The following is a 25,700-nucleotide window of genomic DNA, read 5'->3' on the forward strand; positions in this document are numbered from 1 at the left end:
GGGTTGATTCCCGCTCCCCGTGCAGGTAAGACGGTCAGAGCTCGACGGGCGGCGCCGGCTCCGAATCCGCTGCCTCGGGGTGACGAGCGAGGTTCACGACGGCGGCGATGAGGCCGCCCCAGATCGTGACCATCGCGATGATCATCATGACGACCGCTGTCGTGGTCATGCGCCCGCTCCCTTCTCCGTCGCGTGCGGTTCCGAGGTCGCGATCAGCGGGATCGACGAGGTCTCGGCATCCGGTTCGTAGTCTTCCTCGGTGAGGAACTCGTCGTACTCGGGATCATCCTTGGCGTGGGAGCGACCGCTCCATGGCAGCGCCGAGAGCAGCAGTGCGATCACGACGAGTGCGATGACCATGCCCCACCCGAAGACGGCGAGGAACCATCCCGGATAGCCGCCGTACGGCTCGGAGATCTTCGATATCAGCTCGGTGACGAGCAGGTACCCGAGCACGAGGGGCGCGAGCGCGCCGACGAGCAGCATCCACACTCGCCCGACCCGGAAGCTCGACCGACGATCGAGGTGGTCGACGAGTGCCGGCAGCTTGTGCAGCAGCCATGCGACCACGATCACCGCGACCAGTGCGACGGCCATGATGCCGAAGGCATTGACGAAGGCGTCAGCGGTATCGAGCACGGACAGCGCGGTGGTCGTCGAGAACAGTGCCAACGAGACGATCGCGAGCGGGATGGACACCGTGAGCGTCGTGCGGATGCGCGCCCAGCCCAGCTTGTCCTGCAGCGCCGCGACGATCACCTCGAGGATCGAGATGAGCGAGGTCACCCCCGCGAAGACCAGCGCTCCGAAGAAGAGGACGCCGATGATCGAGCCGCCTGCCGCCTGAGAGACGATCGTGGGGAAGGCGATGAAGGCCAGGCCGATTCCCGACGACGCGACACCGGCCACCTCGGTCCCCTGTGCTTGCGCCATGAAGCCGAGGGCCGCGAACACGCCGATTCCCGCGAGGATCTCGAAGCCGGAGTTCGCGAACGCCACGACCAGACCGGAACCGGTGAGGTCGGTCTTGCGCTTCAGGTACGACGAGTAGGTCACCATGATGCCGAAGGCCACCGACAGCGAGAAGAAGATGTGGCCGTAGGCCGATGCCCAGACGGCCGGGTCGCCGAGCGCTTCCCAGTTGGGGGTGAAGAAGGCGTTCAGCCCGTCCATGGCGCCCGGCAGGAACAGCGACTGCACCACGAGGATCGCGAACATCACCGTGAGCAGAGGCATCAGGATCATGTTCGCCCGGCCGATCCCGCGCTTCACACCCAGCGCCATGATGACGATGACGATCAGCCAGACCGCCACGAGCGGGAGGCCGACCTGCGGCACGAAGTCCGTCGAGATGCCCACCTCGGCGACATCGGCCGAGCGGAGGAAGTCGATGAAGAAGAAGTCGTTCTCGTTGCCCGGCCCCCAGGTCAGCTGCGCCGAGAACCAGGTGTACATCGCAGCCCACGCGATGATCACCGCGTAGTAGACCGCGATCACCACGCAGATGAGCACCTGCCACCAGCCGAGCGGCTCGGCCCTGCGGTGCATCCGTCGGAAGGCCAACGGCGCGGAGCCGCGGAACCGGTGGCCGATCGCGTAGTCGAAGAAAAGGAGCGGGATTCCGGCAGTGAGAAGCGCACACAGATACGGGATGAGGAACGCCCCGCCTCCGCCTTCGTACGCCACGTAGGGGAATCTCCAGATGTTCCCCAGCCCGACGGCAGAGCCGATCGCAGAGAGGATGAAGACGTTGCGCGAGCCGAAGGCCTCGCGTTTCGGGGTCTGCGTCGTTGCGGTGGCCATGCGCATGAGGTTACCGGAGTCAGCGTGACGAGACGTGGCGATTCTCGTGCCGATCTCGCCGCTCTCGGATCGTCGCAAGGATGCGGCGATGCCCGTAAGCACGCCCCGTTTTCACACCGAGGATCGCGGCAGCTGGCGGCTACAGGTCGGCGGGCACTCCGAGCTTCTCCCCCGATGACAGCTCATCCGGCTCTGCGACCAGGTACAGCCCGGTCGGGGCATTCGCGGTGAATGCGAGCGCATCGACCCACCGCCGGTTGATCGATGGCTGCCTGCTGCCGAGGAACCGATAGACCAGCGCACTCCCCGGGTGCAGCCAGACGGTGGTGCGGCCTCCCCCGATGCTCTGATCCTCGCGCCAGCTGAAGTTGAAGGGCTCGGCTCGTCGGAGCTTCGCGGTGATAACGAGCTGCAGGTGACTGAGCGCGCGATCCTCGATCTCGATCCTGATCGAGCCCTCATAGATGAATCTGCCCATCATGCACCTCCCTGCGGCGCGTGCATGGTGAGTCGCGACGGCGACGATGTATCGGATTCGTGCGGCCACGTGAGCGTCAGTGGCGCGCCGGTGAGGTCGGACATGGTGCCAGGTTAGGAAGACAGCGGGCGCTATCGCAGGGTATTGACAAGTTCGCCCTCACCCTGCGCGGTGCCCGCGGGTCAGTCAGGCGCCATCGAGCGTCTTCAGCACCTCGGCGACTCCGTGATAGTCGCGGGCGGGCAGCTCGTGGATAGCGTCGATGGTCGCGACCTCGAGATGATCGACGACGGCGATCCTCAGCAGATCATCCTTGGTCGCGGGGTAGTCGATGCTCCGGAGGGTCCGTGCGAGTCTCATGTCGGAGGAGGGGTGGGCGGCAAGCGCATGGGGCGATGGGTTCATGCGGTTCATTCTTCGGACCGCGCGGCCCGAACTTCGCCTCTCTTGACAGCCGACGGGATCCCGATGTAAGTGGTGTGAGCGGCCTACATATCCTCGATCAGCAGTTCTCCGTGAGCGTTGAGGCTGTTCATCATCCGTGACACGCGCTCGGGATCCACGTGAATCGGCTCGACGCTGTCGAACGCCAGGACGAGCGGAATGCTCGGATGAATCCATGCGGTCAGTCGGCCGTCGCGGGAATCGTCTCCCGGGATCCAGGACATCATGAAGCTCTCCTGCCGCCTGAGCTTCGTGCCGACGACGATCTTCATGTGCGCGAGCGTCACATCGTCGATGACGATCGGGTCGAGTGTGCTGTCATACCTGAGGCGTCCCATCCGGCGATGCTAGGTGAGCGCCCGCCCGGGTGAAGGGGCGTTGACAACCGGAGGATCGTCGGGTGCTGTCTCAGGCCCGCGGAAGCGCACAGGCGGCCGTGCCGCCGGGAAGACGGTGTCGGAAGCGCGCGATCAGCGAATAGCCCAGCGCAGCGACCCAGGAGAACGGGGGCGTGACGAGGAGCACGCCGGCGAAGCGCAGCAGCCGGGATCGCTGCATGCGGAGCAATCCTGCGAAGGCAGCATGTCCGCGCATCCGACGCGCGCCGACCAGCAGCCACGCGTAGCGGGTGACATCCGCGGAACTCAGTCCGATTTCATCGAGGTCGAGCCATTGCCACGGCTGAGCCTCGGGAAACCTGCCGAGCCAGCGTTCGAGTCGTTGCACCCACGTGGTGCAGAACGCGCAATCGCCGTCATAGACGAGAAGTGGCCGGGCGTGCATGGAATCGACCCTACGCCTCACCGGAGAGCAGTCGCCCACCACATCATCCTTTCGATGACAAGCCCCTGGTCGCCCACGTCACCGGTGGCGGAGCCTGTAGGCATGAGCCACCCAGACGACATCAAGCAACCGCTCGACCATCTGCCTCCTCTCGACGAGCGAGACAAGGCCGTCGAGATCGACGAGCCGCACTATCCGACGTCCGAAGCGGGGCCGACCGGACCCGCACACGTGTCTCCCGATACCGCCGCGGAGCCCGACAAGCCGAACCGGCACGGCGTGGACAAGCTTCCGCCGACCGCACGCTGATCGGTCATCGACGGTCGGACCCGTCGGATTCGCGGTGCCCCGATTCTGCATCGGCATGCTCGCGGATGCGGCGGGCCTCGTCGATGTCCTGCCGCTCCTTCTCTGCGGCCTTGTCGCTCTTGCGTGTGTCCCTCGGAGGAAGGCGGATCTCCCGCTCTGCGGCGATGCCCGCCTGCAGTTGGCGACCTCGCTCGAGTTCGATGCCAGCGCTCGGGTGAGCCTGCCGACAGCGACGCCGACGATCGCCGCCCCGAGGATGAAGGTTCCGGGCTTGCGTCTCGCATACCGCTTCACCTCCGTGAGCACGGAGGCCGGATCCCGGTCCCCGAGCCAGCTCGCCGCGCCCGACAGTCGCCCGGCGACCTGCTGCACCAGATCGCTCGCGACACCGCTGCCCTCCGAGTTCGCAGCCATCGAACCGAGTTCGTCGCTGACCGACCGAAGCCCACCGGCGAGGCGCTGCTGCTGCGTGTGCGCCTGCTCCTTCAGCTCACGGGTGGTCTGCGCGTACAGGTCCTTCGCCTGCGTCTTGGCCTCGCCGACGACGCTCGCCGCCTCTTCCTTGGCGGTGCCCATCAGGTCCTTCGCCTGAGTGCCGGCCGTGTCGGCAAGACCGGCCGCCTCGTTCTTGGCAGCCTCCGCCTTCCCTGAATCCTGCTCGTGATGCGCGTCCGAGCCGCTCAGGCTCGTCGTGCCATAAGTGTCCGACATCAGTGCTCCTTCGTGCGGGGTCGTCTCGGATCGGACGACTTCGTCGACCGATCCGCTGGATTGGTGAGCACTGGTCTAATGGGGTGAGAAAGCCGTTCCAGCACCCTTGCCGAAATCGAGGTTCCGGGCGTAAAAGGCGTCCGACCGAGACGCCTGCGAACGGCGCAGGAACACTCTCGATCGGTCTGCAAGGGCCTTGCGGGGGGCACCCCACCCCTGTAGGTCTGGGCACAGAAGGAGATCTACGAAGGGACGTCCCATCATGGGCAAGTTCGTGTACGAGGGAAATCAGAAGGTGGAGATCGACGACCGCGCGCTCCATCATCTGCAGATCGTGATGACGACGAAGCTGCGCCGCGGCGAGCCGTTCCTCTTCACCTGGAGGGAGGACGCCAGCATCGGCGGAGGTCGGAGTTCGGTCTGGATGCACCCCGGCTGCAACCTCGTCTTCAAGTACACCGGCGGCAAAGTCCCCGAGCTCAATCGGCACTGGATCGACGCGCTCGCGTTCACCGCGAATGCGCCGTCCGGACTGTATCTGGTTCACGAACCCGAGAACGTGGGCGCAGAGCAGGGCCATGCCGTGGGCGTGAGTTGAGGATCGCATCCGAATGCCGTTCGATGTGATCCGCGACCCGCACTCGCCGAACGACCTGACCGCTGTCTTCCGCCGCCTGGCTGACGCTCTGGATCCGGACTATGACGTCATCGACACCGTGGACCTTCTCGTCGAGGCCGCGACGCACTTCACCCCTGCGGTCGACGCCGGCATCGTCCTGGCCGATGCCGGAGGACAACTCCACGTGCTGGGCTCGACGAGTGAGCGCGCGAGCGATGTGGAGGAGGCAGAGCTCGGCATCGAGCAGGGCCCCTGCCTCGACAGCTTCCGGTCCGGGCGCGTGGTGGAGACACCCGATCTGCGGGCGAGCGCCGATCGCTGGCCCGAGTTCGCTCCTCTCGCGGTGCGACGCGGCCTTCGCGCCGGCTACGCGGTGCCGCTCTCGCTTCGCGATCAGCATCTCGGTGCGCTGAACCTCTTCTTCGACAGGGTCGGCGTGCTCACCGACCAGGATGCGGCCGTCGCTCAGGCACTCGGCGAGTTCGCCACGATCGGTCTGGTGCAGCATCGCACGCTCCGCGCGCACGCCGACCGCACCGCGCAGCTTCAGCACGCGCTCGACAGCAGGATCGTGATCGAGCAGGCGAAGGGCGCGCTGTCGTTTCAGCGCAGCGTCTCCATCGACGATGCCTTCACCATCCTTCGACGACACGCGCGCTCTGTCGGTGGGCGACTGCACGATGTCGCGCAGCAGATCGTCGACCGCCGCCTCACCCTGTGAGCGAGTCGGTCACCGCCCTCTGCCTGCGCGTTCCGATTCGCCGCCTTCGGTGGCATCAATGATCTCCGCAGTCAGGCAGACGCCGCCCGTGCTGCTGAGTGTCTGAGAGAGCTCCTCGATCCACCGACGGTTCAGCGTCGGCGCCTCCGTCTCGTCGAACACGAAGCGCAGCGGGATCGATGGATGCAGCCAGATGGTCGATCGACCGGGGACCTCGCCGTCCTTGTGGATCCACGACAGGGTGAAGCTCTCGTTGCGGCGCAGCTTCGTCGTGACGACGATCTTGAGGTGAGCCAACGCTCGGTCCTCGATGAGGATCGGCGGCTGAGCGGCTCCGTAGAAGAGTCTTCCCATATATCAACGCTACGCGCGTGCGGCGCGGGAGGGGAGGTGACTCTTGTCCGCTCGTCTGCCGTCAGATGCGCTGCACGGGCATCGGCTCGTCGGCGAGCCCGCTGAGGAAGTCCGCGGACGGCGCGAAGAAGGTGCTGCCGGTCGTGGCGCGGGAGAAGTCAAGGAGTCGGTCGTAGGCGCCGGGCGGGTCACCGATGAACATGTTCTCGAGCATCTTCTCGATGACCCACAGGTAGCGCGAGTATCCGATGAAGTAGGTGCCGAAGGACGACGAGCCCGGGCTGCCGAAAGGCATGTTGTCACGAAGGATGTCGTGCTCGACACCGTCGACCACGATCGTGGCGAGGGTCTTGTGGGACTTCTGCCCGACGGCCGCATCGTCGAGCTCGACATTGTCGGCCTTCTTGCGGCCGATCACGGCCTCCTGCTGCTCGGTCGTCAGCGCCTGCCACTGACCGAGGTCGTGCAGATATCGCTGGACGACGACGTAGCTGCCCCCGACGTGATCACCGTCCTCTGCGCCCACCAGCGTCGACTCGGCGACGGCGTTCCCCACCGGGTTCGCGGTCCCGTCGACGAAGCCGAGCAGGTCGCGCACGTCGAAATACCGGAATCCCGAGGTCTCGTCGACCACGGTCACGGCGTCGCCCAGCACGTCGAGCAACTGGCGCTCGAACTCGAACACGAGATCCTGGCGGTTCGCACGGATATGGAAGAGGAGATCCCCGGGCGTGCCCGGCGCGGTGTGCACCGGGCCGACGACCGGTGCGAAGGGGTGCAGCTCCGCCGGAACCCGGCGCGCGGTGAGGCGCGGCCACGCCGCGGCTCCGATGCCGACCGTGCACGACAGCATCGCGTCGAGATCACGGAATCCGACGTTCTTCACGAGGTCATCGATACCGGCGATCGCGTCGCGCGCGGTCGACGCGGCATCCGCTCCGTCAGCGATCTGCAGCACGAGGAACGTCGCGCTGGACGTCAGCGGCGCATCGACCTTCTGCGATTCGATCGGGACCCGGCGGGAGGAAGAGGTGCTCACCTCCCCGAACCTAGAGGATGTCGACGAGCACGGCTTCGACGGGTGTCGAAGGAACATGAGGACTCCCGCGGGCACCCTTGAGTACGACACGGAATCCCGACATCATGACCCCGACGGCATACCGACGACAGGAGATGCACCCATGAGCGACGTCAGCGACTTCATCCGGGCGGACGTTCCCCCCTCCGGCCCAGGGTGTCTGGACTGCGAGGCGATCGGCTCGTGGTGGCTGCATCTGCGCCGGTGCGCCTACTGCGGGCACATCGGATGCTGCGACGACTCCTTGCACAAGCATGCGACGAAGCACGCGCACACGAGCGGCCATCGAGTGATCCAGAGCTTCGAGCCCGGTGAGGACTGGTTCTGGGACTTCGGCACCGAGACAGCCTTCGACGGTCCCGTCCTCGCTCCCCCGCACAGCCATCCGCGGTCGCAGACCACCCCCGGCCCGGCTGAGCGCGTGCCTGCGGACTGGCAGGAGCAGCTCGCAGGCGACGCGTGACCGAGGCACCCGACCAGCGGTCGCCCCTGCGTCTCATCGCCGACGCCGACGGGCCGCAGGCTTTCGCGTTGCGCGACTATCTGACCCGCAGCGAGGTTCCGTTCCTGCCGATCATGGTTCCCCGAGGTGCCGCCGCGGCGGCAGGAATCGACCTGACCGGCAGGCGACTACCGCTGGTCGTCCTTCCCGAAGGCGCCGTGTTGGAGGACCCGAATCCCGAGCAGGTCGCTGCGGCTCTCGGCTGGGTGAAGCCTCCGGCGCAGTCGACGTACGACCTCATCATCTACGGAGCAGGACCCGCCGGACTCTCGGCCGCCGTCTACGCGGCATCCGAGGGTCTCAGCGTCGCCGTCGTAGAGCGCGACGCCGTCGGCGGGCAGGCCGGTTTCAGCAGCCTCATCGAGAACTACCTCGGTTTCCCCGGGGGGATCGCCGGGGCGGAGCTCGCCGAGCGCGCCCGCCGGCAGGCGCTCTCCTTCGGCGCCGAACTCATCGTCATGAGGTACGGCATCGCCCGCACGTTCAGGGACCACGACGTGCGGGCTCGGCTCGCCGACGGATCGGAGATCCATGCACGCGCGGCGCTCTGCGCCACCGGCGTGCAGTGGCGCAGACTCGGCCTCGACGGCGAGCAGGGCTTCCGCGGTGCCGGCATCTACTACGGCGCGGGCACCAGCGAAGCCTCCGCCTGCATCGGTCAGCACGTGTACGTCGTCGGCGGCGCCAACTCCGCAGGACAGGCGGCCATGAACCTCGCGGCCCACGCGGCGCACGTCACTGTCGTCGTCCGCGGCCCCTCGCTCTCGTCGACCATGTCGGCCTATCTGCTCGACCGGCTCGCCGCGCAGAGCAACGTCACCATCCTCGTCCACACCCGCGTCGTCGCGGTCGACGGAGACGAGCATCTGCGGGAGATCACCCTCGACCAGGCGGGCAGGACCACACGCGTGCCCGCGACCCACCTGTTCGTCTGCATCGGCGGGGCTCCCAACACCGAGTGGGCGGCGACGACGGATGTGCAGCTCGACAGTCGCGGGTTCCTGCTCACCGGCGTGGACCTCTCCTCCGACGACCTGCAGAAGTGGCCGCTGGATCGCTCGCCCTACTACCTCGAGACATCCGTGCCCGGGATCTTCGCGGCCGGCGACGTCCGTGCGAACTCCGTCAAGCGCGTCGCATCCGCCGTCGGCGAGGGCGCGATGGCCGTCACCCTCATCCACCGATACCTCGCCGAAGGCGCTCAACGCTGATCGCGCTCGGAGGGCGCTGATCAGCGCAGTGGTGTGATGCCCTGTGCTCCGCGGGGGAACGTCGCCAGCACCGCGGGGTCGATGTTCAGATGGGCGGAGACGAGCTGCGGGGGCACGTGGGAGAGCCAGTTCGCGAGCGAGATCTCCTCGTACTTGTCGGTGCGGAACACCTCGAGGAACTGCAGCACGTCGTCGCCGGTGTTCTCGATGTAATGGCCGAGATTCTTCCTGACCACGCCCACGTCACCGGCGCGGAAGTCGGTCGTGTTCGCATGGGGGCCGGTGTTGAAGACGGTCATGCGGGCGGAGCCGCGCAGGTAGTACTGCCATTCGTCGGCGTTCGGGTGCCAGTGCAGCTCCCGCATGGATCCCGGCTCGACCGTCACGAGCGCTGCAGCGACCGTGCTCGAGTAGGCGTAGTTCGTCGAGTCGGCGATCTGGATGGATCCACCGGAGTTCTCATACAGCGGCTTCGAGCGCGATAGCCGGAAGATGACCGGTTCCATGCCCCATTCCACGCCCGCGGCGGCCTGGTCGATGTCGAGCGCGGGTGGCTCTTCGCCGGGGAAGATCCAGAGGTTGTGCAGCGGGATGTCGGAGAAGACCGACTGCGCGACGCCGAAGTTCTTCGCGAGGACCTCGGGCGGGGTGTGTGCGAACCAGTCGGTCAGCAGCAGTGTGTTCGACTCGGACTGGTCGCCGTCATCGAACGCCAGCACGAACTCCGCCCCGTCCGGCCCGTGACCCTGCAGGGAGTGCGGGGTGCCCGCCGGGAAGAACCACAGGTCGCCCTCTTCGACATCCTCCACCGCGGGCAGACCCGATCTGCTGAGAGTCGTCACGCGCGCCTTGCCGCGGGTCATGACCGCCCATTCGGCGGTCTGGTGCCAGTGCAGTTCGCGGATGCCGCCCGGCTCGAGGTACATGTTGACCCCGGCGATCTCGTCGGAGATGTGGAAGTCCTGCTTCGTGAGCTCCCGCGCCCCCCACCCGCCGCGCTGCACCCGGCGGGGTGAGATGTTGAACGAGGACCAGAAGAACGGCTGCGTGCTGATGTCCGTCGCCGGCGCGTGCATCTGGTTCGGGAACTGCGACTCGATGACCTCGTTCTGCGGACCGGTCATCGTGTTGCTCTGCGGGCGGTCGGCGATGTTCACCTCCCCCTCCTGCGGCAGATCGGGGTCGCCCAGCGACGGGATCTCGGGGTGAGTGGTGGGGTTGTCGTCACGTTCCATGCGGGATGCTCCGTCTCTTGTCGCGGGTGCGGCGCTTCTCGACGCCGCGGTGGTGAGGCAGGGGGATGGCGAGCAGGTGCGTCACCTCGAGCTCCTGGGTGCTCATCGCGCGCGCACGGGCGATCTGCTGGGCGTCGAAGTCGGTGGTGCGACCTTCGTGTTGACTCACGTGCTCGCGCCACGAGCCGACGGAGTACGCCTCGATGACCGACCCCGGGTCGTCGGCGTCGACGTACACCTGCCACCCCCGCGCCCCCGTCCGCAGACGGGTCTGCTGCACGCCGGTCATCGTGTCGAGGAACTCCTGTCTCCGCTCGACCGGAATGCGATACCGGATGACCACCAGAACGGGCGCGTCGTCAGCACCGTCCGGGCGGGGCCGGTCCTCGACCCCCGGCACCTCCACGATGCCGCGGCCGATGCCGCTCGTCGCCGGCATGGGCCACACGAGCAGGGAGAGTCCGCCCAGGCCGCAGAGGATCCCGGCCCCGATGACCACGAGCCCGGGATCCCACACGGACGCGAGCACGCCCGCGCCCGCAGACCCGGCGGCCGTGCAGCCGAAGAGGACGAGCTGGTAGAACGACAGGCCGCGCGTACGCACCCAGACGGGCAGGAACGCCTGCACCGTGCCGTTGATGGTCGCGATCACCCCGATCCAGGCGAGACCGGTCGCCACGAGCGCCGGAAAGGTGATCCACAGGGTCGGCGAGGTCACGAGGACCACGAGTCCCGCCCCGAAGACCACGGACGAGGTCAGCACCACACCGTTGACCGCTGCGACGCGCCGCGCCCACGGAAGCACGAACGCACCGACGATCGATCCTGCTCCCAGCGCTGCCAGCAGAAGGCCGTAGCCACTCGCAGAGAACCCGAGCGAGTTCTTGGCGATGGTCGGCAGCAGCGCCCAGAGCGCGTTCGCCGGTATCAGGAAGACGGCGAGCCGCAGCAGGATGCGGCGGACGATCCGCGAGTGGCGGATGTAGCGGATGCCGGCCCGCGTCGCATCGACGAAGGGCTCGGGCCGAGCCACCGGCGGACTGTAGGTCTTCCAGAAGAGCAGCACGCCCAGGAACACCAGGAAGGAGAGCGCATTGAGCAGGAAGACCGCGGCGACGCCGAACTGGGCGACCACGAGGCCGGCGATCGCCGGTCCCACCGCGCGGGCGATGTTCACGCCGATCGAGGAGAGGCTCGCCGCATCGATCAGGAGCTTCGGTGGCACGATGTCCGGCACGAGTGCCTGGAATGCCGGCAGCTGGATGGCCGAGACCGTCCCCAGCACGAACGTCGACGCCAGCAGGATGGTCGTGGTCGTCTGGCCGACCGCGGTCAGATACGTGAGACCCAGCACGACGGCGAGTTGGACCGTCTGCGACCAGAGAAGGACGCGCCGACGGTTGAGGAACTCGCCGATGACGCCGGCCGGGATCGCGAACAGGAGCACGGGCGCTGCCGATGCCGTCTGCACGAGCGCGACGAGCAGCGGCGAGCTGTCGTCCTGCACCAGGAGCCATTGAGCGCCGACGGTCTGCATCCAGCTGCCGATGTTGCTGACGATCGATGCCAGCCACACCAGGCGGAAGATCGGGACGGCGAGCGGCGCGAACCCCGCCGTCCAACCGGGGCGGGGGTCGACAGCACTCCCCTGCTGCTCAGCCACGGGTCTCGATCTCGTCGAGGATGCTGTCGATGAACCGCACGATCTCCGCGGCGTGCGTCTGCGTGACCAGGTGCGGTGCGTCCAGCTCCCTCACCGCTCGACATCCCGCTCGCCGATATCCGAAGCGCTGGAGGTGCGGGCTGATGAGACGGTCGTGAGTCGCCACGACGCCCCAGCTCGGCGTCACGCTCCAGCCCGCGCCGGACGCCCGCTCGGCGAACACGGAGTCGGAGATCGGGCGCTGTGAGACCGCGAGGACTCCCGATTCGTCGGCGGGAAGGCCCTGCGCGAGAAGGCGCGCGAACTGGTCGGGTGCGACGGTCAGCTCCGTTCGCCGTGCGCCGTCTTCACCCGGGAACACGGTGGCCACGAGATGCGCGGATGCCTCTGCCGGCGCGAAGAGGTCTCGCATCTCGGCGATGCTCTCGCCCCGTTCCAGCGCATAGCCCGCGATGAAGAGCAGCCCTGAGACGTTCGCCGCCTCGCCGACGACCGTGATGACGGCCGCGCCATACCCGTGTCCGACGAGCAGCACCTCTCCGTCGACGTGCTCGACGATCGTGCGGATGTAGTCGCAGTCGCCGCGGAAGCTGCGGCCGGTCACCGGAGGAGCGAGCACCCGGTGTCCGCCGTCTAGCAGGCGGAGCACGACCGGCCACCAACCGGATGCGTCGAGGAAGGCTCCGTGCACGAGGACGACCGTGCTGCTGCTCATCATCGCGTCACCTCGTGTCCCTTCGTCCACTGAATACGAATCTATGAACCGTCAGACTCACGACCATGCGACAGGAGTCGAAGACGGTCGTTCCTCACTTCTGCCTGCTTTCCGCCTGGTGCGGCTGCTCGGAAGACGCTTCTATGGGGCGTACTCGAGTTCGGTGGATGTGACGTCCGCATCCATCGACGCAGAGCGACACGGTGAGCCCATCCCCCGCACAGGAGCGACCCATGACGATCAGCGATACGACGACCCCCGCAGCCTCGACGGCGCTGTCGGAGATCGCCCTCCAACTCGCAGCATCCCTGCACCGCCGAGTGGTCGTGCACGAGTTCGGTCCGGCGGCGTCCGACGGCGGGCTGTCCGCATCACCTCAGGCATCCGCCTCGCTCCTCTCCGTTCCGGTGCATGACGACGGTGTCCCGGTCGCCGTCATCGAGATCGACCTCGGAGATGGCCCGCAGCTCACGGCGAGCGAGTTCGAGGCGATCGATGCGGCCGTCGCCCTCACCCGTATCGCCCTGCGCAGGGCCCCTGGCTCGTCGCGTGTCGATCGAGAGTCGATCCTGGTCGATCTGCTGCACGCCGACGAGTCCGTGCGTCGCGGCGCCTTCGCGCACGCCGTCCAGCAGCGGTGGCTCCGGCCGGGCCCCGGCACGGTCGCTCGAGCCGTCCTCATCGATGCGACGGTGAGCGATGTCGACCGCATCGCCTTCGGACGCCACCTGACGCACCTCCGGCCCGTGCCGGCTCATTTCATCGGGCTGGAGCGCGGTGTCGTCCTGCTCGTGGGACAGCCGTCCGACAACGGCCTCACCGACCTCCTCCTCGACGAGGCGGCGAGACGCGGCATCCGCATTCTCGGAATCGGCACCGCGTCCCCTGCGCAGGGCGCGTCGGACCTGCGCAGCGCCGCCGATGAGGCCGTCATCGCCGCCTCTCTCGCGGCCGCCCTCCCGCAGTTCCACCCCTCGGTCGACTCGAGCGCTCTCGGCGGATGGCGGCTGCTCGCCTCGGCGTCAGCCGATCCGGCAGCACTCCGGATCATCTCGCCCGCCGCGCATGCGCTCTACTCCCAACGAGACGATAGCCAGCGGTTGACCGTCGAGACGTATCTCGACGTGGGTGCGAACGTCGTCGCGGCATGCCGCATCCTGTTCGTCCATCGGACTACGCTCTACTACCGGCTCGAGCGTCTGTCCGAGGTGGTCAGAGAGGCGCTCGACGACGGCGTCGCGCGCAGCACTCTCCATCTTGCGTTGAAGCTCATCAGGCTCTGGGAGTCGACCGGCCGCCTGTGACCGCGGGACCCCGCCGGACGATCACGCTGCATCGCCCTCTGAACCGGGTGCGCGAGACGTGCCGATGAGCGACACCTCCCGGCGCACTCTGTCGAAGATGAACGCCTCGCTGCTCCCCGGCCCCAGCATGGCCAGAGCCTCATCCGCCTCGGCGATCGCAGCGTCGCCGTCGCCCGCGTGGATCAGCGCACGGATGTGCCGGCGCATCATCAGCAGCACACGGGTGTCGTCCTTGAGCGATCGTGCGATCTCGATGCCCAGCGCGCCGACTCGGACCGCGTCCTCGTGTCGTCCGACGGCGACGTAGGCGTCGACGAGGTCGAGGCACGCCGCGAACTGCGTGACGATGCTGGTCAGACTGTCCGTGGTCTCGGCGGATCGGACGCGCGCGAGCGTCGCCTCCGTCTCGGGGATCGACTCGAGGTACTTGCCGCGTCGGGCCTTGACCATCGACGAGAGCACCTGCGCGTTCTCCGCCCCTGTCGTCTCCTGAGCCGCGCGAAAGGCGACCATGGCGGCCGCGGCCGCCTCGTCGGCCTCGACGAGACGATCCAGCGTCCAGCTCGCCCACCCGATGTAGTAGTGCGCCCAGCCCTGCTGCGCGGCATCACCCGCGCGGGTGGCCGCCTCCAGCGCGGCATGCCCGGTGAGCACCGCGTGCGCCCGGTCACCGACCTCGACGATCTCCGCCCACGCGACGTACCCCAGCTGCGCGGCTTCTGCTCTCGGGTCGCCCAGCCTCTTCGCCGCCGCAGCCGCGAGAGAGAAGAATCGATGCCAGTGTCCCCACGTGATCCAGATGTCGGAGTACCAGTGCAGCGCATCCGCGACGTCGCAGACCATCGCGTCCTCGCCGAGCTCCGCTGCCTCCGCATACGCCGGCCACCAGTGCTCGACCTCCTCGCGGATCCACACCGCGGCGGCCTCGGCATCGATGAAGCTGCGGCCGTTGCGTGAGACTGCGCTCGCATCCCTTCCCGGTTCGTACCAGGCGCCGGCGCGCTCCAGACTCCCCAGCAGCCACGCGCGGATATGGGCGTGCCGCCGCGCGATCTCGTCGGATCCGACAGCATCGCGCAGCTTGCCCAGCCCGAAGAGACGCATCAGGTCGTGCAGACGGTAGCGGTCGCCACCACGCGCCTCGAGCATTCCCAGGTCCGTGAGGTCGTCCAGCCGTCGCTCCACCTCGGCCACATCTGACGATCGCACGGCAGCCGCGGCGAGATGGGCCCCGAAGGTGCGACCGTCGATGAGCGAGATCCACCGGAACAGCGCGGCAGTGCGCGGGTCGAGCTCCTCGTAGGAGAGAGAGATGGCCGCTTCCACGGCCAGGTCACCGGCGACGAGCATGCGCAGCCTGTCCTCCGACGTGCGCAGGCGGCTCAGGAGATCGGCGGCCGTCCATGAGGGGCGACTGGCGATGCGGTTGCCGACCACTCGAAGCGCGAGGGGCACGTCATCGCACAGGGCCGCGATCTCACTCAGCGCATCCAGGTCGGAGGCATCGTCATGCGGGATGAGACGACCGAGGAACGCGATGCTCTCGTCCCGCTGCAGGGGCCCGAGCCGCAGGCGCCGCACCCCTTCGAGGCCTGCGAGACTGCGGCGCGACGTCACGACCACGACATCTCCCGCGCAGATCGACAGGATCGGACGGATCTGCGCCTCGTTCGCGACGTTGTCGAGCAGCACCTGGACGGGAGCCTCCGCGACCGCTGCCTGCCATTGGGTCCGCGCCGTCGCCAGATCAGCAGGCGGCTTCTGCTCCGCTCCGGGGAGCTGCCGCAGCATGGCGGTGACCACCTGGAGCGGTGTCAGCGGAGACGAGCTGAAGCCATCCAGCCCCACGAAGACCAGCGGACGGCGGTCGGCCTCTCCTCCACGCGAAAGGATCTCGACGGCGCCGGTCGTCTTGCCGATTCCCGGCGCGCCGCTGATGACCAGCGCCGGTCGCTGCCGATCTGCGGGCGGAGGGCCGTGCAGGATGCGAAGTGCTTCATCGATCTCGGCCTGCCGGCCCGAGAAGTCGAACACCCGGTGCGGGGCGATGGCCCCCGCGGGCTCTGTCGCGACGGCGGCACGGGGCCGGGCACGCGCAGCGCGGAGGAACGCATGCTGATCGGCCACATCGAGTCCGAGTCCGTCGGCGAGCGCATCGACGGTGCGCCGTTGCGGCGAGGCGCTCGCTCCGCGTTCGAGGTCGCCGATCGTGCGCACGCTCACCCCGGATCGAGACGCGAGCGCTTCGAGAGTCAGGTTCTGGCCCACGCGCAACGAGCGCAGCATCAGCCCGAAGGGTGAGGGGTGTGTCACGACGTCCGCCTTTCGCTGATCTCAGCTTGGCAGGTCTCGTCGGCGGGATGATGGCGCGCCGGTTACGGGGCGGTTTCGTCGCGACCGGACACTGCACGTCCGGCCCTCGCGCCGGGCTCCTGACCGACGAGCGCGCGACGCATGACGACCGCCGCCGAGACGGTCGCGACCGACACGATCGAGATGAAGACGAGGAGCACCGTGGTCTGCGATGCGAACGTGAGGATCACTCCGATCGCGAGCACCGGAAGCGCGAGGCCGCAGTAGGCGATGAGGAAGACCAGCGCGAGCGTCTCCCCCGTCGTCCCGGCTCGGCGAGGCCCGCGGCCGTCGCGACCGACGACTTGAACAGCAGCCCGACGCCGACGCCTGCGACGACGCCTCCGATGAGGAACACCGCGAGCGACGGCACCAGCGTTCCTGCGGCGACGGCGACGAGCCCGCATGCGCAGCAGACGGCCGCGACCGTCAGCTGGATGCGCAGCGGCACCCGAGCGAGAGCCACCTGGCCGGTTGCCGCGGCAGCGAACACCGAGCACGCGGTGATCCCGGCGAGAAGGTGGTCATGCTCGCCGAACGTGCTGATGAGGATGGTGGGCGCGAGAGAGGTGAACAGGCCGAACAGGGCGAATCCGGCGAATGCTCCGAAGCCCGCGGCGATGAATGCCGCCCTCGATCGCGGCGGTGCGGCTATGCGTTGGGGCCTGTACCGTCTCGGCTCGCCGGGTGGCGTCACCGTCTCCGGGACACCGGACACCGCGATCGCGGCCGCGATGAGCACGACGAGGAAGACCGCGTGCGGCAGCACCAGCGGCGCGGGCAGGAACTCGGCGAACAGACCGCCGATCAGCGGTCCGAGCGCCAGTCCGCCGAGATTGGCGGCACCCGCCACGGATGCGGCCATGATCGCGTTCTCACTGGGGCGCGCCCGGGCCCGCAGCTCACCCAGATGCGCGGTGGCGGTGGCGGTGAGGATGCCGACGCTCGCGCCGTTCACCAGCCTCGCGGCGAGCAGTCCCGGCACCTCGTGCCATGCGAGGTGATCACCGAGACCGGGAACCCGTCGACCTCCTGGTACAGCGGGTACAGAGGGGTCGGCACGGTCGCGTACGCCATCACGAGCAGGAAGGCGGAGGCGACCACCCAGAATCCCGCCCCGTGCGAGATCCGGAAGTTCGACATGGTCGAGACGCTATCGATGCGGCCTCGACGCCGCACCGGACAGATGTCGAAAACGGCGGGGACGGATTCTGGACAGATGTCGAGCGCGCCGTGAGGACGGACGGGTTAGCGTGGTCGCGCTCCCACGAAGCTGACGTGGGGCGTTCGACAGTCGTCCTGATCTCTCTCGGGACGGCGGAAACCTGGAGGCTGATCATGGCGTTCGTGACCACGGATGATGGCGCAGAGATCTACTACAAGGACTGGGGCAGCCCCGACGCGCAGCCCATCATGTTCCACCACGGCTGGCCGCTCTCGTCCGACGACTGGGATGCGCAGATGCTGTTCTTCCTCGACAAGGGCTACCGCGTCATCGCGAGCGACCGCCGGGGCCACGGAAGGTCGTCGCAGATCGGCACCGGCCATGACATGGACCACTACGCCAGCGATGCCTCGGCCGTCGTCGAGCACCTCGACCTCCGCAACGCCATCCACATCGGGCACTCGACGGGCGGCGGCCAGGTCGCGCGCTACGTCGCGCAGTACGGACAGCCGCAGGGCCGCGTCGCCAAGGCGGTGCTCGTCTCGTCGGTGCCGCCGCTGATGGTGCAGACCGACAGCAACCCCGAGGGCACCCCGATCTCGGTCTTCGACGGCTTCCGCGAGGCACTCGCCGCGAATCGCGCCGAGTTCTTCCAGGCTGTCGCCTCCGGGCCCTTCTACGGCTTCAACCGTGATGGTGTCACGCTGTCGCAGCCCGTGGTCGACAACTGGTGGCGACAGGGCATGACGGGCAGCGCCCTCGCTCACTACGAGGGGATCAAGGCCTTCTCCGAGACGGACCAGACCGAAGACCTCACGGCGATCACCGTTCCGGTCCTCGTGATCCAGGGCGACGACGACCAGGTCGTGCCGTACAAGGATGCCGCTCTGAAGCAGGCGGAGCTCCTGAGCGACTCGACCCTGAAGATCTACCCCGGGTTCCCCCACGGCATGCTGACGACGCACGCCGATGTGATCAACCCCGACATCCTCGCCTTCATCCAGCAGTAGCCGCCCACGCGGCACACGATGGCGCATCCGGACCGAGAGTCCGGGTGCGCCATCGCTATGTCCCGGCGAGACCGGCCCCGGCCACGTCGAAGGCCGCGGCGAGCAGTCCGACGGCCATCGCTTCAGGAAGCGGCTCGAGCGGCCGGCACGCCCTCGGGTCCTCGTCGGGGCCGTGGTCAGGACGAGGGTCGCGGTCTCGGCGGCGCGGGACCAGGTGCGCATGCACATGCGGCCCTGCAGCTCCGGAGAGCACGACATCGACCCGATCGGCTCCGGTCGCTCGGCGGATGATGCGAGAGGCGAACTGGATGTCGACCAGGAAGAGCTCGGCGATCTCCGCCGGCGCGTCGGCGATGTCGTCGTAGTGATCGCGGAGGCTCAGGATGCTCCGGCCGGGGAACCGGGCGTCGGAGAGCAGTCCCACACGCGAGACGGTGAGTCGGCCCACCGGATTGACCACGACGAACCGACACTCTCGACAGATGTCCACGTGGCCTCCTTCCCGGCATCGCCTCGACGTCCGCAAGCCGCTCAGAGTCCACGGAGAACTCTACGAGCGGCGCGACGCCGCAGGAAGAAATCAGCCGACCCTGGCCATTCTCGACCCTGCGGAGTAGAGTTCTGCGCCCCGTCGGAGACACGGGGTGGAGGAGCGTCCGCCTTCAGCAGATGATCGATGCGGTGGGCCCTGCCGGGATCGAACCGACGACATCCACGGTGTAAACGTGGCGCTCTACCAGCTGAGCTAAAGGCCCTGGTGCGTCCCAGTCTACAGATGACCCGATGCGCGCTGATGTCGTGGAAGAGGGATAGGCTGAGGGCGGCACGCGTTGTGCACAGCCGACAAGGCTGCCCGCGTCGCTTCCCGTTTCATTGGCATGACCTGCCAGCTTGACGAAAGGCTCCCCGTGACTGTGCACGACCAGGATCCGTATTCCCAGGGCCCCCTCGACAGCGATCCGGAAGAGACGGGCGAGTGGCAGCAGTCTCTCGACGAGCTCGTCGACGCGAAGGGCCACGGTCGTGGCCGCGAGATCATGCTCAGCCTGCTCAAGCGCTCGAAGGAGCTGCACCTGGGCGTGCCGATGGTCCCGACCACCGACTACATCAACACGATCGCGCCGGAGAACGAGCCCGAGTTCCCGGGTGACGAGGAGATCGAGCGCCGCTACCGTGCGTGGATCCGCTGGAACGCCGCGATCACCGTGCACCGCGCGCAGCGCCCCGGCATCGGCGTCGGCGGCCACATCTCGACGTACGCATCGTCGGCCGCTCTGTACGAGGTCGGCTTCAACCACTTCTTCAAGGGCGCAGACCACCCCGGTGGCGCCGACCAGATCTTCATCCAGGGCCACGCCTCCCCCGGCACCTACGCGCGCTCGTACCTCGAGGGCCGCCTGAGCGAAGACCAGCTCGACGGCTTCCGCCAGGAGAAGTCGCACGCACCGCACGGCATCCCGTCGTACCCGCACCCGCGTCTGATGCCGGAGTACTGGCAGTTCCCCACCGTCTCCATGGGACTCGGTCCGATCAACGCCATCTACCAGGCGATGTCGAACAAGTACCTCGAGAACCGCGGCATCAAGGACACGTCGCAGTCCCACGTCTGGGCCTTCCTCGGCGACGGTGAGATGGACGAGGTCGAGAGCCGCGGACAGCTGCAGGTCGCAGCCAACGAGGGGCTCGACAACCTGACGTTCATCGTCAACTGCAACCTCCAGCGTCTCGACGGTCCGGTGCGCGGCAACGGGAAGATCGTCCAGGAGCTCGAGTCGTTCTTCCGCGGCGCGGGCTGGAACGTCATCAAGGTCGTCTGGGGTCGCGAATGGGACGACCTGCTCGCCCGCGACACCGAGGGTGCGCTGCTCAACCTGATGAACGTCACCCCCGACGGCGACTACCAGACCTACAAGGCCGAGTCCGGCGCGTACGTCCGCGAGCACTTCTTCGGCCGCGACGAGCGTGCCGCGGCCCTCGTCAAGGACTACTCCGACGACGACATCTGGAACCTGAAGCGCGGTGGCCACGACTACCGCAAGGTCTACGCCGCGTTCAAGGCTGCGACCGAGCACAAGGGCAAGCCCACCGTCATCCTCGCGAAGACCGTCAAGGGCTACGGCCTCGGTCCGCACTTCGAGGGCCGCAACGCGACCCACCAGATGAAGAAGATGACGCTGGACAACCTGAAGACGTTCCGCGACGCGATGCACATCCCGATCACGGATGCGCTGCTCGAGGAGAACCCCTACCTGCCCCCGTACTACAACCCGGGCCCGCAGGACGAGACGATCCAGTACATGCTCGAGCGTCGCCAGGCTCTCGGCGGCTACCTGCCCGAGCGCCGTTCCACTCACGTGGGACTCTCGCTTCCCGACGACACGGCCTATGCGCTTCCGAAGAAGGGCTCCGGCACGCAGGAGATCGCCACGACCATGGCGTTCGTCCGTCTGCTGAAGGACCTGCTGCGCTCGAAGGACTTCGGGCACCGCATCGTCCCGATCATCCCGGACGAGGCCCGTACGTTCGGCATGGACGCGTACTTCCCCTCGGCGAAGATCTACAACCCGAACGGCCAGCACTACACCTCGGTCGACCGCGAGCTCCTCCTCGCCTACAAGGAGAGCCCTCAGGGACAGATCGTGCACGTCGGCATCAACGAGGCGGGCGCCCTCGCGGCGTTCACCGCGGCCGGCACGTCGTACGCCACGCACGGCGAGCCGCTGATCCCGATCTACCTCTTCTACTCGATGTTCGGCTTCCAGCGCACCGGTGACGCCCAGTGGGCCGCCGGTGATCAGATGGCGCGCGGCTTCATCATGGGGGCGACGGCCGGCCGCACCACCCTCACGGGTGAAGGCCTGCAGCACGCCGACGGCCACTCGCACCTGCTCGCCGCCACCAACCCGGCGACGGTGTCGTACGACCCGGCCTACGGCTATGAGATCGCGCACATCATGCGCTCCGGTCTCGAGCGCATGTACGGCGGCAACCACGAAGACCCGAACGTCATGTACTACATCACGCTCTACAACGAGCCGATGGTGATGCCGGCCGAGCCGGAGAACGTGGACGTCGACGGCATCGTGCGCGGCATCCACCGCATCTCCGTCGGCGAGGGCGAGGGCCCGCGTGCCCAGCTCTTCGCCTCGGGCGTCGGACTCCCCTGGGCTCTCGAAGCACAGGAGCTGCTGAAGAACGACTGGGGCGTGATCGCCGATGTCTGGTCGGTCACCTCGTGGACCGAGCTGCGCCGCGACGGCCTCGCCGCCGACGAGCACAACTTCCTGCACCCCGAAGAAGAGCCCCGCACCGCGTACCTCACGCAGAAGCTGCAGGGTGCCGAGGGTCCCGTCGTCGCCGTGAGCGACTACATGCACGCCGTGCAGGACCAGATCCGTCCCTGGGTCCCGCAGCGTTTCGCGACGCTCGGTGCCGATGGATTCGGCTTCTCCGACACGCGTGCGGCCGCTCGTCGCTTCTTCAAGATCGACGGTCCGTCGATCGTCGTCCGCACGCTGCAGTCGCTCGCCGAAGACGGGGTCGTCGACCGCTCTCTCGCCGCGCAGGCCATCCAGAAGTACAGCCTGCTCGACGTGAACGCCGGCACCAGCGGCAACGCGGGCGGCGAAAGCTGAGTCATCGGTGACGGGTTCCTCTTCGCGCGGCATGGACAAGTCCGCCACGCTCACCTGGCTGCGCCGGATCTCCGGTGACATCGCCTCGGTGACGATCAAGCGCCTCGAGGACACCCTCCCGTGGTACGCCGACATGCCACCAGCCCGCCGCTCTGCGGTCGGGCTGGTGGCCCAGGCGGGCATCACCTCGTTCATCCAGTGGTACGAGGACCCGACGTCGACGCCGTGGATCGCCGCCGACATCTTCGCGGCGGCACCGCGCGAGTTGCTCCGCAGCGTCAGCCTGCAGCAGACCCTCCAGTTGATCCGCGTCACCGTCGAGGTGACGGAAGAGAGGGTCGCGGGTCGGGGTGCAGATCTCCGCGAGGCGATCCTCCTCTACTCTCGCGACGTGGCCTTCGCCGCGGCCGACGTCTACGCCCGCGCTGCTGAGGCCCGCGGCCTCTGGGATGCCAGGCTCGAGGCGCTCGTCGTCGACTCGATCCTGACCGGCGAAGCCGACGAAGAGCTGCCGAGTCGCATCGCCGCGCTGGGCTGGCACGGACACGGCGAGGTCGCGGTGCTGGTGGGCACGACTCCCCCGCAGTTCGATGTCGATCTGGTGCGTCGCACGGCACGCAAGCTCGCGGTCGATGTGCTGATCGGCGTGCAGGGCTCGCGCCTCGTTCTCGTCATCGGGCGGGCACGCGTCGCCGGCCAGGAGCTCGCGGAGGGCGAAGAGGAGGAACTCGGCTTCGAAGAGATCGCGACGCGCCTCGAGCCCTCCTTCGGTCCGGGTTACGTCGTGCTCGGCCCCGCGGTCGCCGCGCTCGTCGACGCGAGCCAGAGCGCCCGAGCCGCCCTCGCCGGGTTCGCCGTGGCGCGGGCGTGGCGGAGCGCTCCGCGGCCCGTCGACGCCGACGACCTGCTTCCCGAGCGCGCCCTCGCCGGTGATCCGCTCGCCAAGCAGACGCTGATCGAACGCATCTACCGACCGCTGCAGGCCCATTCGACCGACCTCGTGACGACGCTGTGGAGCTACCTCGACAACGGTCGCTCCCTCGAGGCGACCGCCCGCGAGCTGTTCGTGCACCCGAACACCGTGCGCTATCGCCTGAAGCGCGTCAGCGAGGTCATCGGTTGGGACGCCACGGGCCCACGCGAGGCTCTGATCCTGCAGACGGCGCTCATCCTCGGTTCGATCGGCGCCGCCGAGCAGGTGCGACGTCGCCCTCCGCTGCGGCGTCCCTCACGCTGATCGCCGCACGAGACGCCCTTCAGCTGTACGCCACACACAAGGGTTCTTCGGAATCTTGTGATGGATCATCCACCACTTCTGTCAGATCGTTGGCAGACTGGGGTGGTGATTGTCGTCGTATGCCCTGGACAGGGCTCGCAGACCCCCGGTTTCCTCTCCCCCTGGCTCGAGCTGGACGGCGTGACGGAGACTCTCGCCTCGTACTCCGAGGCCTCCGAGGTCGACCTCCGGCAGCACGGAACGGTGTCGGAGGCTGACACGATCCGCGACACGCGCATCGCCCAGCCTCTGATCGTCGCCGCGTCGCTCATCGCCGCCGCCGCACTCACCGCTCGCGCGGGACGCCGAGCAGACGGCGTCGCCGGACACTCCGTCGGCGAGATCGCCGCACTCGTCGGCAGCGGAGTGATCGATGCCGAGACCGGCATGCGCCTCGTCGGCATCCGCGGCCGCGCGATGGCCGATGCCGCCGCCCAGACTCCGACCGGCATGAGCGCCGTGCTCGGCGGAGACGAGGAGGCCATCCTCACCCGTCTGAGCGAGCTCGGTCTCTCCCCCGCCAACTACAACGGCGGCGGCCAGCTCGTCGTGGCCGGTGAGCTCGCCGGGCTCGATGCTCTCGCCACCGAGCCCGTCAAGGGCACCCGCGTCATCCCTCTGCAGGTGGCGGGCGCGTTCCACACCTCGTTCATGGGGTCGGCCGTCGCCGCGCTGCGTGACGCCGTGTCGACCGTGACTCCCGCAGATCCCGACATCACACTGTGGACCAACCGCGACGGCTCGGTCGTCCGTGACGGTTCGCAGGCGTTGACCTATCTCGTCGACCAGGTCTCCTCGCCGGTGCGCTGGGACCTGTGCATGGCCTCGTTCGCCGACCAGGGCATCACCGGGCTGATCGAGCTCGCCCCGGCGGGCGCACTGACCGGTCTCGCCAAGCGCGGCCTGCGCGGCGTGCCGACCGTCGCCGTGAAGACCCCCGATGATCTCGATGCGGCCGTCGCGCTGCTGAACGGAGAAGCCGCATGAGCCCCACCCTGAACCAGATCACCGGTCCCGCCTACACCCGCATCTACTCCTTCGGTGCTGCCCGGGGCGAGAACGCCGTGCCGAACGAGGACCTCATCGGACCGATCGACTCGAGCGACGAGTGGATCCGCCAGCGCACCGGCATCGTCACACGTGTTCGCGCGGACAAGGACACGGACGCGATCGATCTCGCCGCGATCGCCGGCGCTGAGGCCATCGAGAAGTCGGGCATCCCCGCTGACCAGGTCGACCTCGTGATCGTCGCCACCATCAGCAACCCCAAGCAGTCGCCGTCGGTGTCCGCGATCGTCGCCGACCGCGTCGGTGCGAACCCCGCCGCGGCCTACGACGTGAACGCCGCCTGTGCCGGCTATGCCTATGCGATCACCCAGGCGGATGCGCTGATCAGGTCCGGCGCCGCCCGCTACGCCCTCGTGATCGGAACCGAGAAGCTGTCCGACGTCGTCGATCCGACCGACCGCAGCATCTCGTTCCTGCTGGGCGACGGTGCCGGAGCCGCGCTCATCGGCCCGAGCGACACGCCGGGCATCGCGCCCGCAGTGTGGGGATCGGACGGGTCGAAGGCCGACGCTGTCGGCATGAATGCGACGCTCACCGAGTTCCGCGACGGCGAGGTGCCGTGGCCCACCCTTCGTCAGGAGGGCCAGACGGTTTTCCGCTGGGCGGTCTGGGAGATGGCGAAGGTCGCGCGCGAGGCGCTCGACCGGGCCGGCGTCGAGCCGACGGACATCGCCGCGTTCATCCCGCACCAGGCGAACATGCGCATCATCGACGAGTTCGCGAAGCAGCTCAAGCTTCCGGAGAGCACCGTGATCGCCCGCGACATCGAGACCACCGGCAACACGTCGGCGGCCTCCATCCCGCTCGCGAGTCACCGTCTGATGGCCGAGCATCCCGAGCTCTCGGGCGGCCTCGCACTGCAGATCGGCTTCGGCGCGGGTCTCGTGTTCGCCGCTCAGGTCGTCGTCCTTCCCTGACAACGTGCCGACTTTCCCTAGACTGTTCCACGGTTCCGAATACAACCCGTAAGAAAGAGGAAGACCACATGGCTTTCACCAACGATGAGGTCCTCGCTGGCCTCGCAGAGCTGATCACCGACGAGACCGGCATCAACGCCTCCGAGGTCGCCCTCGAGAAGTCGTTCACCGACGACCTCGACATCGACTCGATCTCGATGATGACGATCGTCGTCAACGCCGAGGAGAAGTTCGGCGTCACCATCCCCGACGACGAGGTCAAGAACCTCAAGACCGTCGGCGACGCCGTCAACTTCATCGTCGCAGGCCAGGAGTAATCCACGCAGGATGCCACCCCCGCATCTGCG

At 67.9% G+C, this 25,700-nt stretch carries 28 protein-coding genes and 1 tRNA gene; 11 read left to right on the top strand and 18 right to left on the bottom strand.

What is annotated here, in order from left to right; all coding sequences use genetic code 11:
* Window positions 1–34: 34 nt before the first annotated feature.
* The 7 genes from BEP68_RS08455 to BEP68_RS08485 all read right to left on the bottom strand — a co-directional run bounded on the left by BEP68_RS08455 (window position 35) and on the right by BEP68_RS08485 (window position 4,528).
* The gene (locus BEP68_RS08455; RefSeq protein ID WP_072591348.1) at window positions 35–169 is read right to left on the bottom strand and encodes a methionine/alanine import family NSS transporter small subunit; all 135 of its coding nucleotides are present in this window, start codon (window positions 167–169) and stop codon (window positions 35–37) included.
* Window positions 166–1,803, bottom strand: coding sequence for a sodium-dependent transporter (locus tag BEP68_RS08460; RefSeq protein ID WP_053099140.1), 1,638 nt, complete (start codon window positions 1,801–1,803; stop codon window positions 166–168). Before BEP68_RS08460 ends, BEP68_RS08455 begins: the two co-directional genes overlap by 4 nt.
* Before the next feature lie 139 nt (window positions 1,804–1,942).
* Window positions 1,943–2,281 carry an ATP-dependent DNA ligase gene (locus BEP68_RS08465; protein WP_072591349.1) on the bottom strand — a complete coding sequence of 113 codons (339 nt, stop codon included), beginning with the start codon at window positions 2,279–2,281 and terminating at the stop codon, window positions 1,943–1,945.
* A gap of 186 nt (window positions 2,282–2,467) precedes the next feature.
* On the bottom strand, window positions 2,468–2,686 hold the full coding sequence (locus BEP68_RS08470; protein ID WP_187249711.1) for a DUF2795 domain-containing protein: 219 nt from the start codon (window positions 2,684–2,686) through the stop codon (window positions 2,468–2,470).
* A gap of 83 nt (window positions 2,687–2,769) precedes the next feature.
* On the bottom strand, window positions 2,770–2,997 hold the full coding sequence (locus BEP68_RS08475; protein ID WP_261987779.1) for a hypothetical protein: 228 nt from the start codon (window positions 2,995–2,997) through the stop codon (window positions 2,770–2,772).
* A 136-nt stretch (window positions 2,998–3,133) separates the two neighbouring features.
* Window positions 3,134–3,508, bottom strand: coding sequence for a thiol-disulfide oxidoreductase DCC family protein (locus BEP68_RS08480; RefSeq protein WP_056278854.1), 375 nt, complete (start codon window positions 3,506–3,508; stop codon window positions 3,134–3,136).
* Window positions 3,509–3,586: 78 nt separating this feature from the next.
* The gene (locus BEP68_RS08485; RefSeq protein WP_187249713.1) at window positions 3,587–4,528 is read right to left on the bottom strand and encodes a hypothetical protein; all 942 of its coding nucleotides are present in this window, start codon (window positions 4,526–4,528) and stop codon (window positions 3,587–3,589) included.
* Window positions 4,529–4,790: 262 nt separating this feature from the next.
* Here BEP68_RS08485 and BEP68_RS08490 point away from each other — a divergent pair, with 262 nt between their 5' ends.
* Together BEP68_RS08490 and BEP68_RS08495 are read left to right on the top strand one after the other, a co-directional pair.
* Window positions 4,791–5,126 carry an ATP-dependent DNA ligase gene (locus tag BEP68_RS08490; protein ID WP_187249714.1) on the top strand — a complete coding sequence of 112 codons (336 nt, stop codon included), beginning with the start codon at window positions 4,791–4,793 and terminating at the stop codon, window positions 5,124–5,126.
* A 13-nt stretch (window positions 5,127–5,139) separates the two neighbouring features.
* Window positions 5,140–5,868: a GAF and ANTAR domain-containing protein gene (locus BEP68_RS08495; protein ID WP_187249715.1), complete on the top strand. Its 729-nt coding sequence runs from the start codon at window positions 5,140–5,142 to the stop codon at window positions 5,866–5,868.
* Between the two features lie 9 nt (window positions 5,869–5,877).
* On the opposite strand, the gene BEP68_RS08500 is transcribed toward BEP68_RS08495, so the two are convergent.
* Window positions 5,878–6,222: a hypothetical protein gene (locus BEP68_RS08500; RefSeq protein ID WP_187249716.1), complete on the bottom strand. Its 345-nt coding sequence runs from the start codon at window positions 6,220–6,222 to the stop codon at window positions 5,878–5,880.
* Between the two features lie 61 nt (window positions 6,223–6,283).
* Entirely contained in the window at window positions 6,284–7,261 is a 978-nt protein-coding gene (locus BEP68_RS08505; RefSeq protein WP_053096378.1) for a Dyp-type peroxidase, read from the bottom strand.
* A gap of 142 nt (window positions 7,262–7,403) precedes the next feature.
* Here BEP68_RS08505 and BEP68_RS08510 point away from each other — a divergent pair, with 142 nt between their 5' ends.
* Window positions 7,404–7,763, top strand: coding sequence for a UBP-type zinc finger domain-containing protein (locus BEP68_RS08510; protein ID WP_053096379.1), 360 nt, complete (start codon window positions 7,404–7,406; stop codon window positions 7,761–7,763).
* Entirely contained in the window at window positions 7,760–9,013 is a 1,254-nt protein-coding gene (locus BEP68_RS08515) for an NAD(P)/FAD-dependent oxidoreductase (protein ID WP_222839251.1), read from the top strand. Before BEP68_RS08510 ends, BEP68_RS08515 begins: the two co-directional genes overlap by 4 nt.
* A 20-nt stretch (window positions 9,014–9,033) precedes the next feature.
* On the opposite strand, the gene BEP68_RS08520 is transcribed toward BEP68_RS08515, so the two are convergent.
* Genes BEP68_RS08520 through BEP68_RS08530 form a run of 3 tightly spaced genes read right to left on the bottom strand, consistent with a single transcriptional unit; the run spans window position 9,034 to window position 12,626 of the window.
* Window positions 9,034–10,248 carry a cupin domain-containing protein gene (locus BEP68_RS08520; RefSeq protein ID WP_187249717.1) on the bottom strand — a complete coding sequence of 405 codons (1,215 nt, stop codon included), beginning with the start codon at window positions 10,246–10,248 and terminating at the stop codon, window positions 9,034–9,036.
* Window positions 10,238–11,911 (bottom strand): MFS transporter, encoded by a 1,674-nt coding sequence (locus BEP68_RS08525; RefSeq protein WP_187249718.1) that lies wholly within the window; start codon window positions 11,909–11,911, stop codon window positions 10,238–10,240. The genes BEP68_RS08520 and BEP68_RS08525 overlap by 11 nt, the downstream gene beginning before the upstream one ends.
* On the bottom strand, window positions 11,904–12,626 hold the full coding sequence (locus tag BEP68_RS08530; RefSeq protein ID WP_187249719.1) for an alpha/beta hydrolase: 723 nt from the start codon (window positions 12,624–12,626) through the stop codon (window positions 11,904–11,906). Before BEP68_RS08530 ends, BEP68_RS08525 begins: the two co-directional genes overlap by 8 nt.
* 233 nt (window positions 12,627–12,859) lie before the next feature.
* Here BEP68_RS08530 and BEP68_RS08535 point away from each other — a divergent pair, with 233 nt between their 5' ends.
* On the top strand, window positions 12,860–13,930 hold the full coding sequence (locus BEP68_RS08535; RefSeq protein WP_187249720.1) for a PucR family transcriptional regulator: 1,071 nt from the start codon (window positions 12,860–12,862) through the stop codon (window positions 13,928–13,930).
* A gap of 21 nt (window positions 13,931–13,951) precedes the next feature.
* Here BEP68_RS08535 and BEP68_RS08540 read toward each other — a convergent pair whose 3' ends face one another.
* The 4 genes from BEP68_RS08540 to BEP68_RS08555 all read right to left on the bottom strand — a co-directional run bounded on the left by BEP68_RS08540 (window position 13,952) and on the right by BEP68_RS08555 (window position 17,425).
* Window positions 13,952–16,243 (bottom strand): helix-turn-helix domain-containing protein, encoded by a 2,292-nt coding sequence (locus BEP68_RS08540; RefSeq protein WP_187249721.1) that lies wholly within the window; start codon window positions 16,241–16,243, stop codon window positions 13,952–13,954.
* Window positions 16,244–16,305: 62 nt separating this feature from the next.
* The gene (locus tag BEP68_RS08545; RefSeq protein WP_187249722.1) at window positions 16,306–16,473 is read right to left on the bottom strand and encodes a hypothetical protein; all 168 of its coding nucleotides are present in this window, start codon (window positions 16,471–16,473) and stop codon (window positions 16,306–16,308) included.
* Entirely contained in the window at window positions 16,470–17,267 is a 798-nt protein-coding gene (locus BEP68_RS08550) for an MFS transporter (protein WP_187249723.1), read from the bottom strand. The genes BEP68_RS08545 and BEP68_RS08550 overlap by 4 nt, the downstream gene beginning before the upstream one ends.
* The gene (locus BEP68_RS08555; protein ID WP_187249724.1) at window positions 17,237–17,425 is read right to left on the bottom strand and encodes a hypothetical protein; all 189 of its coding nucleotides are present in this window, start codon (window positions 17,423–17,425) and stop codon (window positions 17,237–17,239) included. The genes BEP68_RS08550 and BEP68_RS08555 overlap by 31 nt, the downstream gene beginning before the upstream one ends.
* Window positions 17,426–17,620: 195 nt before the next feature.
* Between BEP68_RS08555 and BEP68_RS08560 the strand changes: the two genes are divergently transcribed.
* Window positions 17,621–18,457, top strand: coding sequence for an alpha/beta fold hydrolase (locus tag BEP68_RS08560; protein ID WP_072591362.1), 837 nt, complete (start codon window positions 17,621–17,623; stop codon window positions 18,455–18,457).
* A 55-nt stretch (window positions 18,458–18,512) separates the two neighbouring features.
* Here the strand turns inward: BEP68_RS08560 and BEP68_RS08565 are convergent, their stop codons facing one another.
* Both BEP68_RS08565 and BEP68_RS08570 read right to left on the bottom strand, forming a co-directional pair.
* Entirely contained in the window at window positions 18,513–18,947 is a 435-nt protein-coding gene (locus tag BEP68_RS08565) for a hypothetical protein (RefSeq protein WP_187249725.1), read from the bottom strand.
* 192 nt (window positions 18,948–19,139) lie between these two features.
* A tRNA-Val gene (locus tag BEP68_RS08570) sits at window positions 19,140–19,212 on the bottom strand.
* Window positions 19,213–19,365: 153 nt separating this feature from the next.
* On the opposite strand from BEP68_RS08570, the gene aceE reads away from it, so the two are divergent.
* From aceE to BEP68_RS08595, 5 genes are all read left to right on the top strand, one after another.
* Window positions 19,366–22,092 (top strand): pyruvate dehydrogenase (acetyl-transferring), homodimeric type, encoded by a 2,727-nt coding sequence (gene aceE, locus BEP68_RS08575; protein ID WP_187249726.1) that lies wholly within the window; start codon window positions 19,366–19,368, stop codon window positions 22,090–22,092.
* 31 nt (window positions 22,093–22,123) lie between these two features.
* Window positions 22,124–23,329, top strand: coding sequence for a PucR family transcriptional regulator (locus BEP68_RS08580; protein WP_056278864.1), 1,206 nt, complete (start codon window positions 22,124–22,126; stop codon window positions 23,327–23,329).
* Window positions 23,330–23,434: 105 nt separating this feature from the next.
* Window positions 23,435–24,355, top strand: a complete 921-nt coding sequence (locus BEP68_RS08585; protein ID WP_187249727.1) for an ACP S-malonyltransferase — start codon at window positions 23,435–23,437, stop codon at window positions 24,353–24,355.
* The gene (locus BEP68_RS08590; protein WP_053096388.1) at window positions 24,352–25,353 is read left to right on the top strand and encodes a beta-ketoacyl-ACP synthase III; all 1,002 of its coding nucleotides are present in this window, start codon (window positions 24,352–24,354) and stop codon (window positions 25,351–25,353) included. Before BEP68_RS08585 ends, BEP68_RS08590 begins: the two co-directional genes overlap by 4 nt.
* A 68-nt stretch (window positions 25,354–25,421) precedes the next feature.
* Window positions 25,422–25,670 carry an acyl carrier protein gene (locus tag BEP68_RS08595; protein ID WP_017202249.1) on the top strand — a complete coding sequence of 83 codons (249 nt, stop codon included), beginning with the start codon at window positions 25,422–25,424 and terminating at the stop codon, window positions 25,668–25,670.
* Window positions 25,671–25,700: the final 30 nt, after the last annotated feature.

The organism is Microbacterium sp. 4-7 (assembly GCF_014332665.1).
Taxonomy (GTDB): Bacteria; Actinomycetota; Actinomycetes; order Actinomycetales; family Microbacteriaceae; genus Microbacterium.

Excerpts from the sequence above, each read along its gene's own strand:
- BEP68_RS08500 (WP_187249716.1), bottom strand. The coding sequence starts at position 6,222 with ATGGGAAGACTCTTCTACGGAGCCGCTCAGCCGCCGATCCTCATCGAG.
- BEP68_RS08530 (WP_187249719.1), bottom strand. The coding sequence starts at position 12,626 with ATGAGCAGCAGCACGGTCGTCCTCGTGCACGGAGCCTTCCTCGACGCA.
- BEP68_RS08560 (WP_072591362.1), top strand. The coding sequence starts at position 17,621 with ATGGCGTTCGTGACCACGGATGATGGCGCAGAGATCTACTACAAGGAC.
- BEP68_RS08510 (WP_053096379.1), top strand. The coding sequence starts at position 7,404 with ATGAGCGACGTCAGCGACTTCATCCGGGCGGACGTTCCCCCCTCCGGC.
- BEP68_RS08455 (WP_072591348.1), bottom strand. The coding sequence starts at position 169 with ATGACCACGACAGCGGTCGTCATGATGATCATCGCGATGGTCACGATC.
- BEP68_RS08465 (WP_072591349.1), bottom strand. The coding sequence starts at position 2,281 with ATGGGCAGATTCATCTATGAGGGCTCGATCAGGATCGAGATCGAGGAT.
- BEP68_RS08460 (WP_053099140.1), bottom strand. The coding sequence starts at position 1,803 with ATGGCCACCGCAACGACGCAGACCCCGAAACGCGAGGCCTTCGGCTCG.
- BEP68_RS08595 (WP_017202249.1), top strand. The coding sequence starts at position 25,422 with ATGGCTTTCACCAACGATGAGGTCCTCGCTGGCCTCGCAGAGCTGATC.
- BEP68_RS08490 (WP_187249714.1), top strand. The coding sequence starts at position 4,791 with ATGGGCAAGTTCGTGTACGAGGGAAATCAGAAGGTGGAGATCGACGAC.
- BEP68_RS08520 (WP_187249717.1), bottom strand. The coding sequence starts at position 10,248 with ATGGAACGTGACGACAACCCCACCACTCACCCCGAGATCCCGTCGCTG.
- BEP68_RS08495 (WP_187249715.1), top strand. The coding sequence starts at position 5,140 with ATGCCGTTCGATGTGATCCGCGACCCGCACTCGCCGAACGACCTGACC.
- BEP68_RS08580 (WP_056278864.1), top strand. The coding sequence starts at position 22,124 with ATGGACAAGTCCGCCACGCTCACCTGGCTGCGCCGGATCTCCGGTGAC.
- BEP68_RS08485 (WP_187249713.1), bottom strand. The coding sequence starts at position 4,528 with ATGTCGGACACTTATGGCACGACGAGCCTGAGCGGCTCGGACGCGCAT.
- BEP68_RS08475 (WP_261987779.1), bottom strand. The coding sequence starts at position 2,997 with ATGAAGATCGTCGTCGGCACGAAGCTCAGGCGGCAGGAGAGCTTCATG.
- BEP68_RS08480 (WP_056278854.1), bottom strand. The coding sequence starts at position 3,508 with ATGCACGCCCGGCCACTTCTCGTCTATGACGGCGATTGCGCGTTCTGC.
- BEP68_RS08590 (WP_053096388.1), top strand. The coding sequence starts at position 24,352 with ATGAGCCCCACCCTGAACCAGATCACCGGTCCCGCCTACACCCGCATC.
- BEP68_RS08555 (WP_187249724.1), bottom strand. The coding sequence starts at position 17,425 with ATGTCGAACTTCCGGATCTCGCACGGGGCGGGATTCTGGGTGGTCGCC.
- BEP68_RS08535 (WP_187249720.1), top strand. The coding sequence starts at position 12,860 with ATGACGATCAGCGATACGACGACCCCCGCAGCCTCGACGGCGCTGTCG.
- BEP68_RS08470 (WP_187249711.1), bottom strand. The coding sequence starts at position 2,686 with ATGAACCCATCGCCCCATGCGCTTGCCGCCCACCCCTCCTCCGACATG.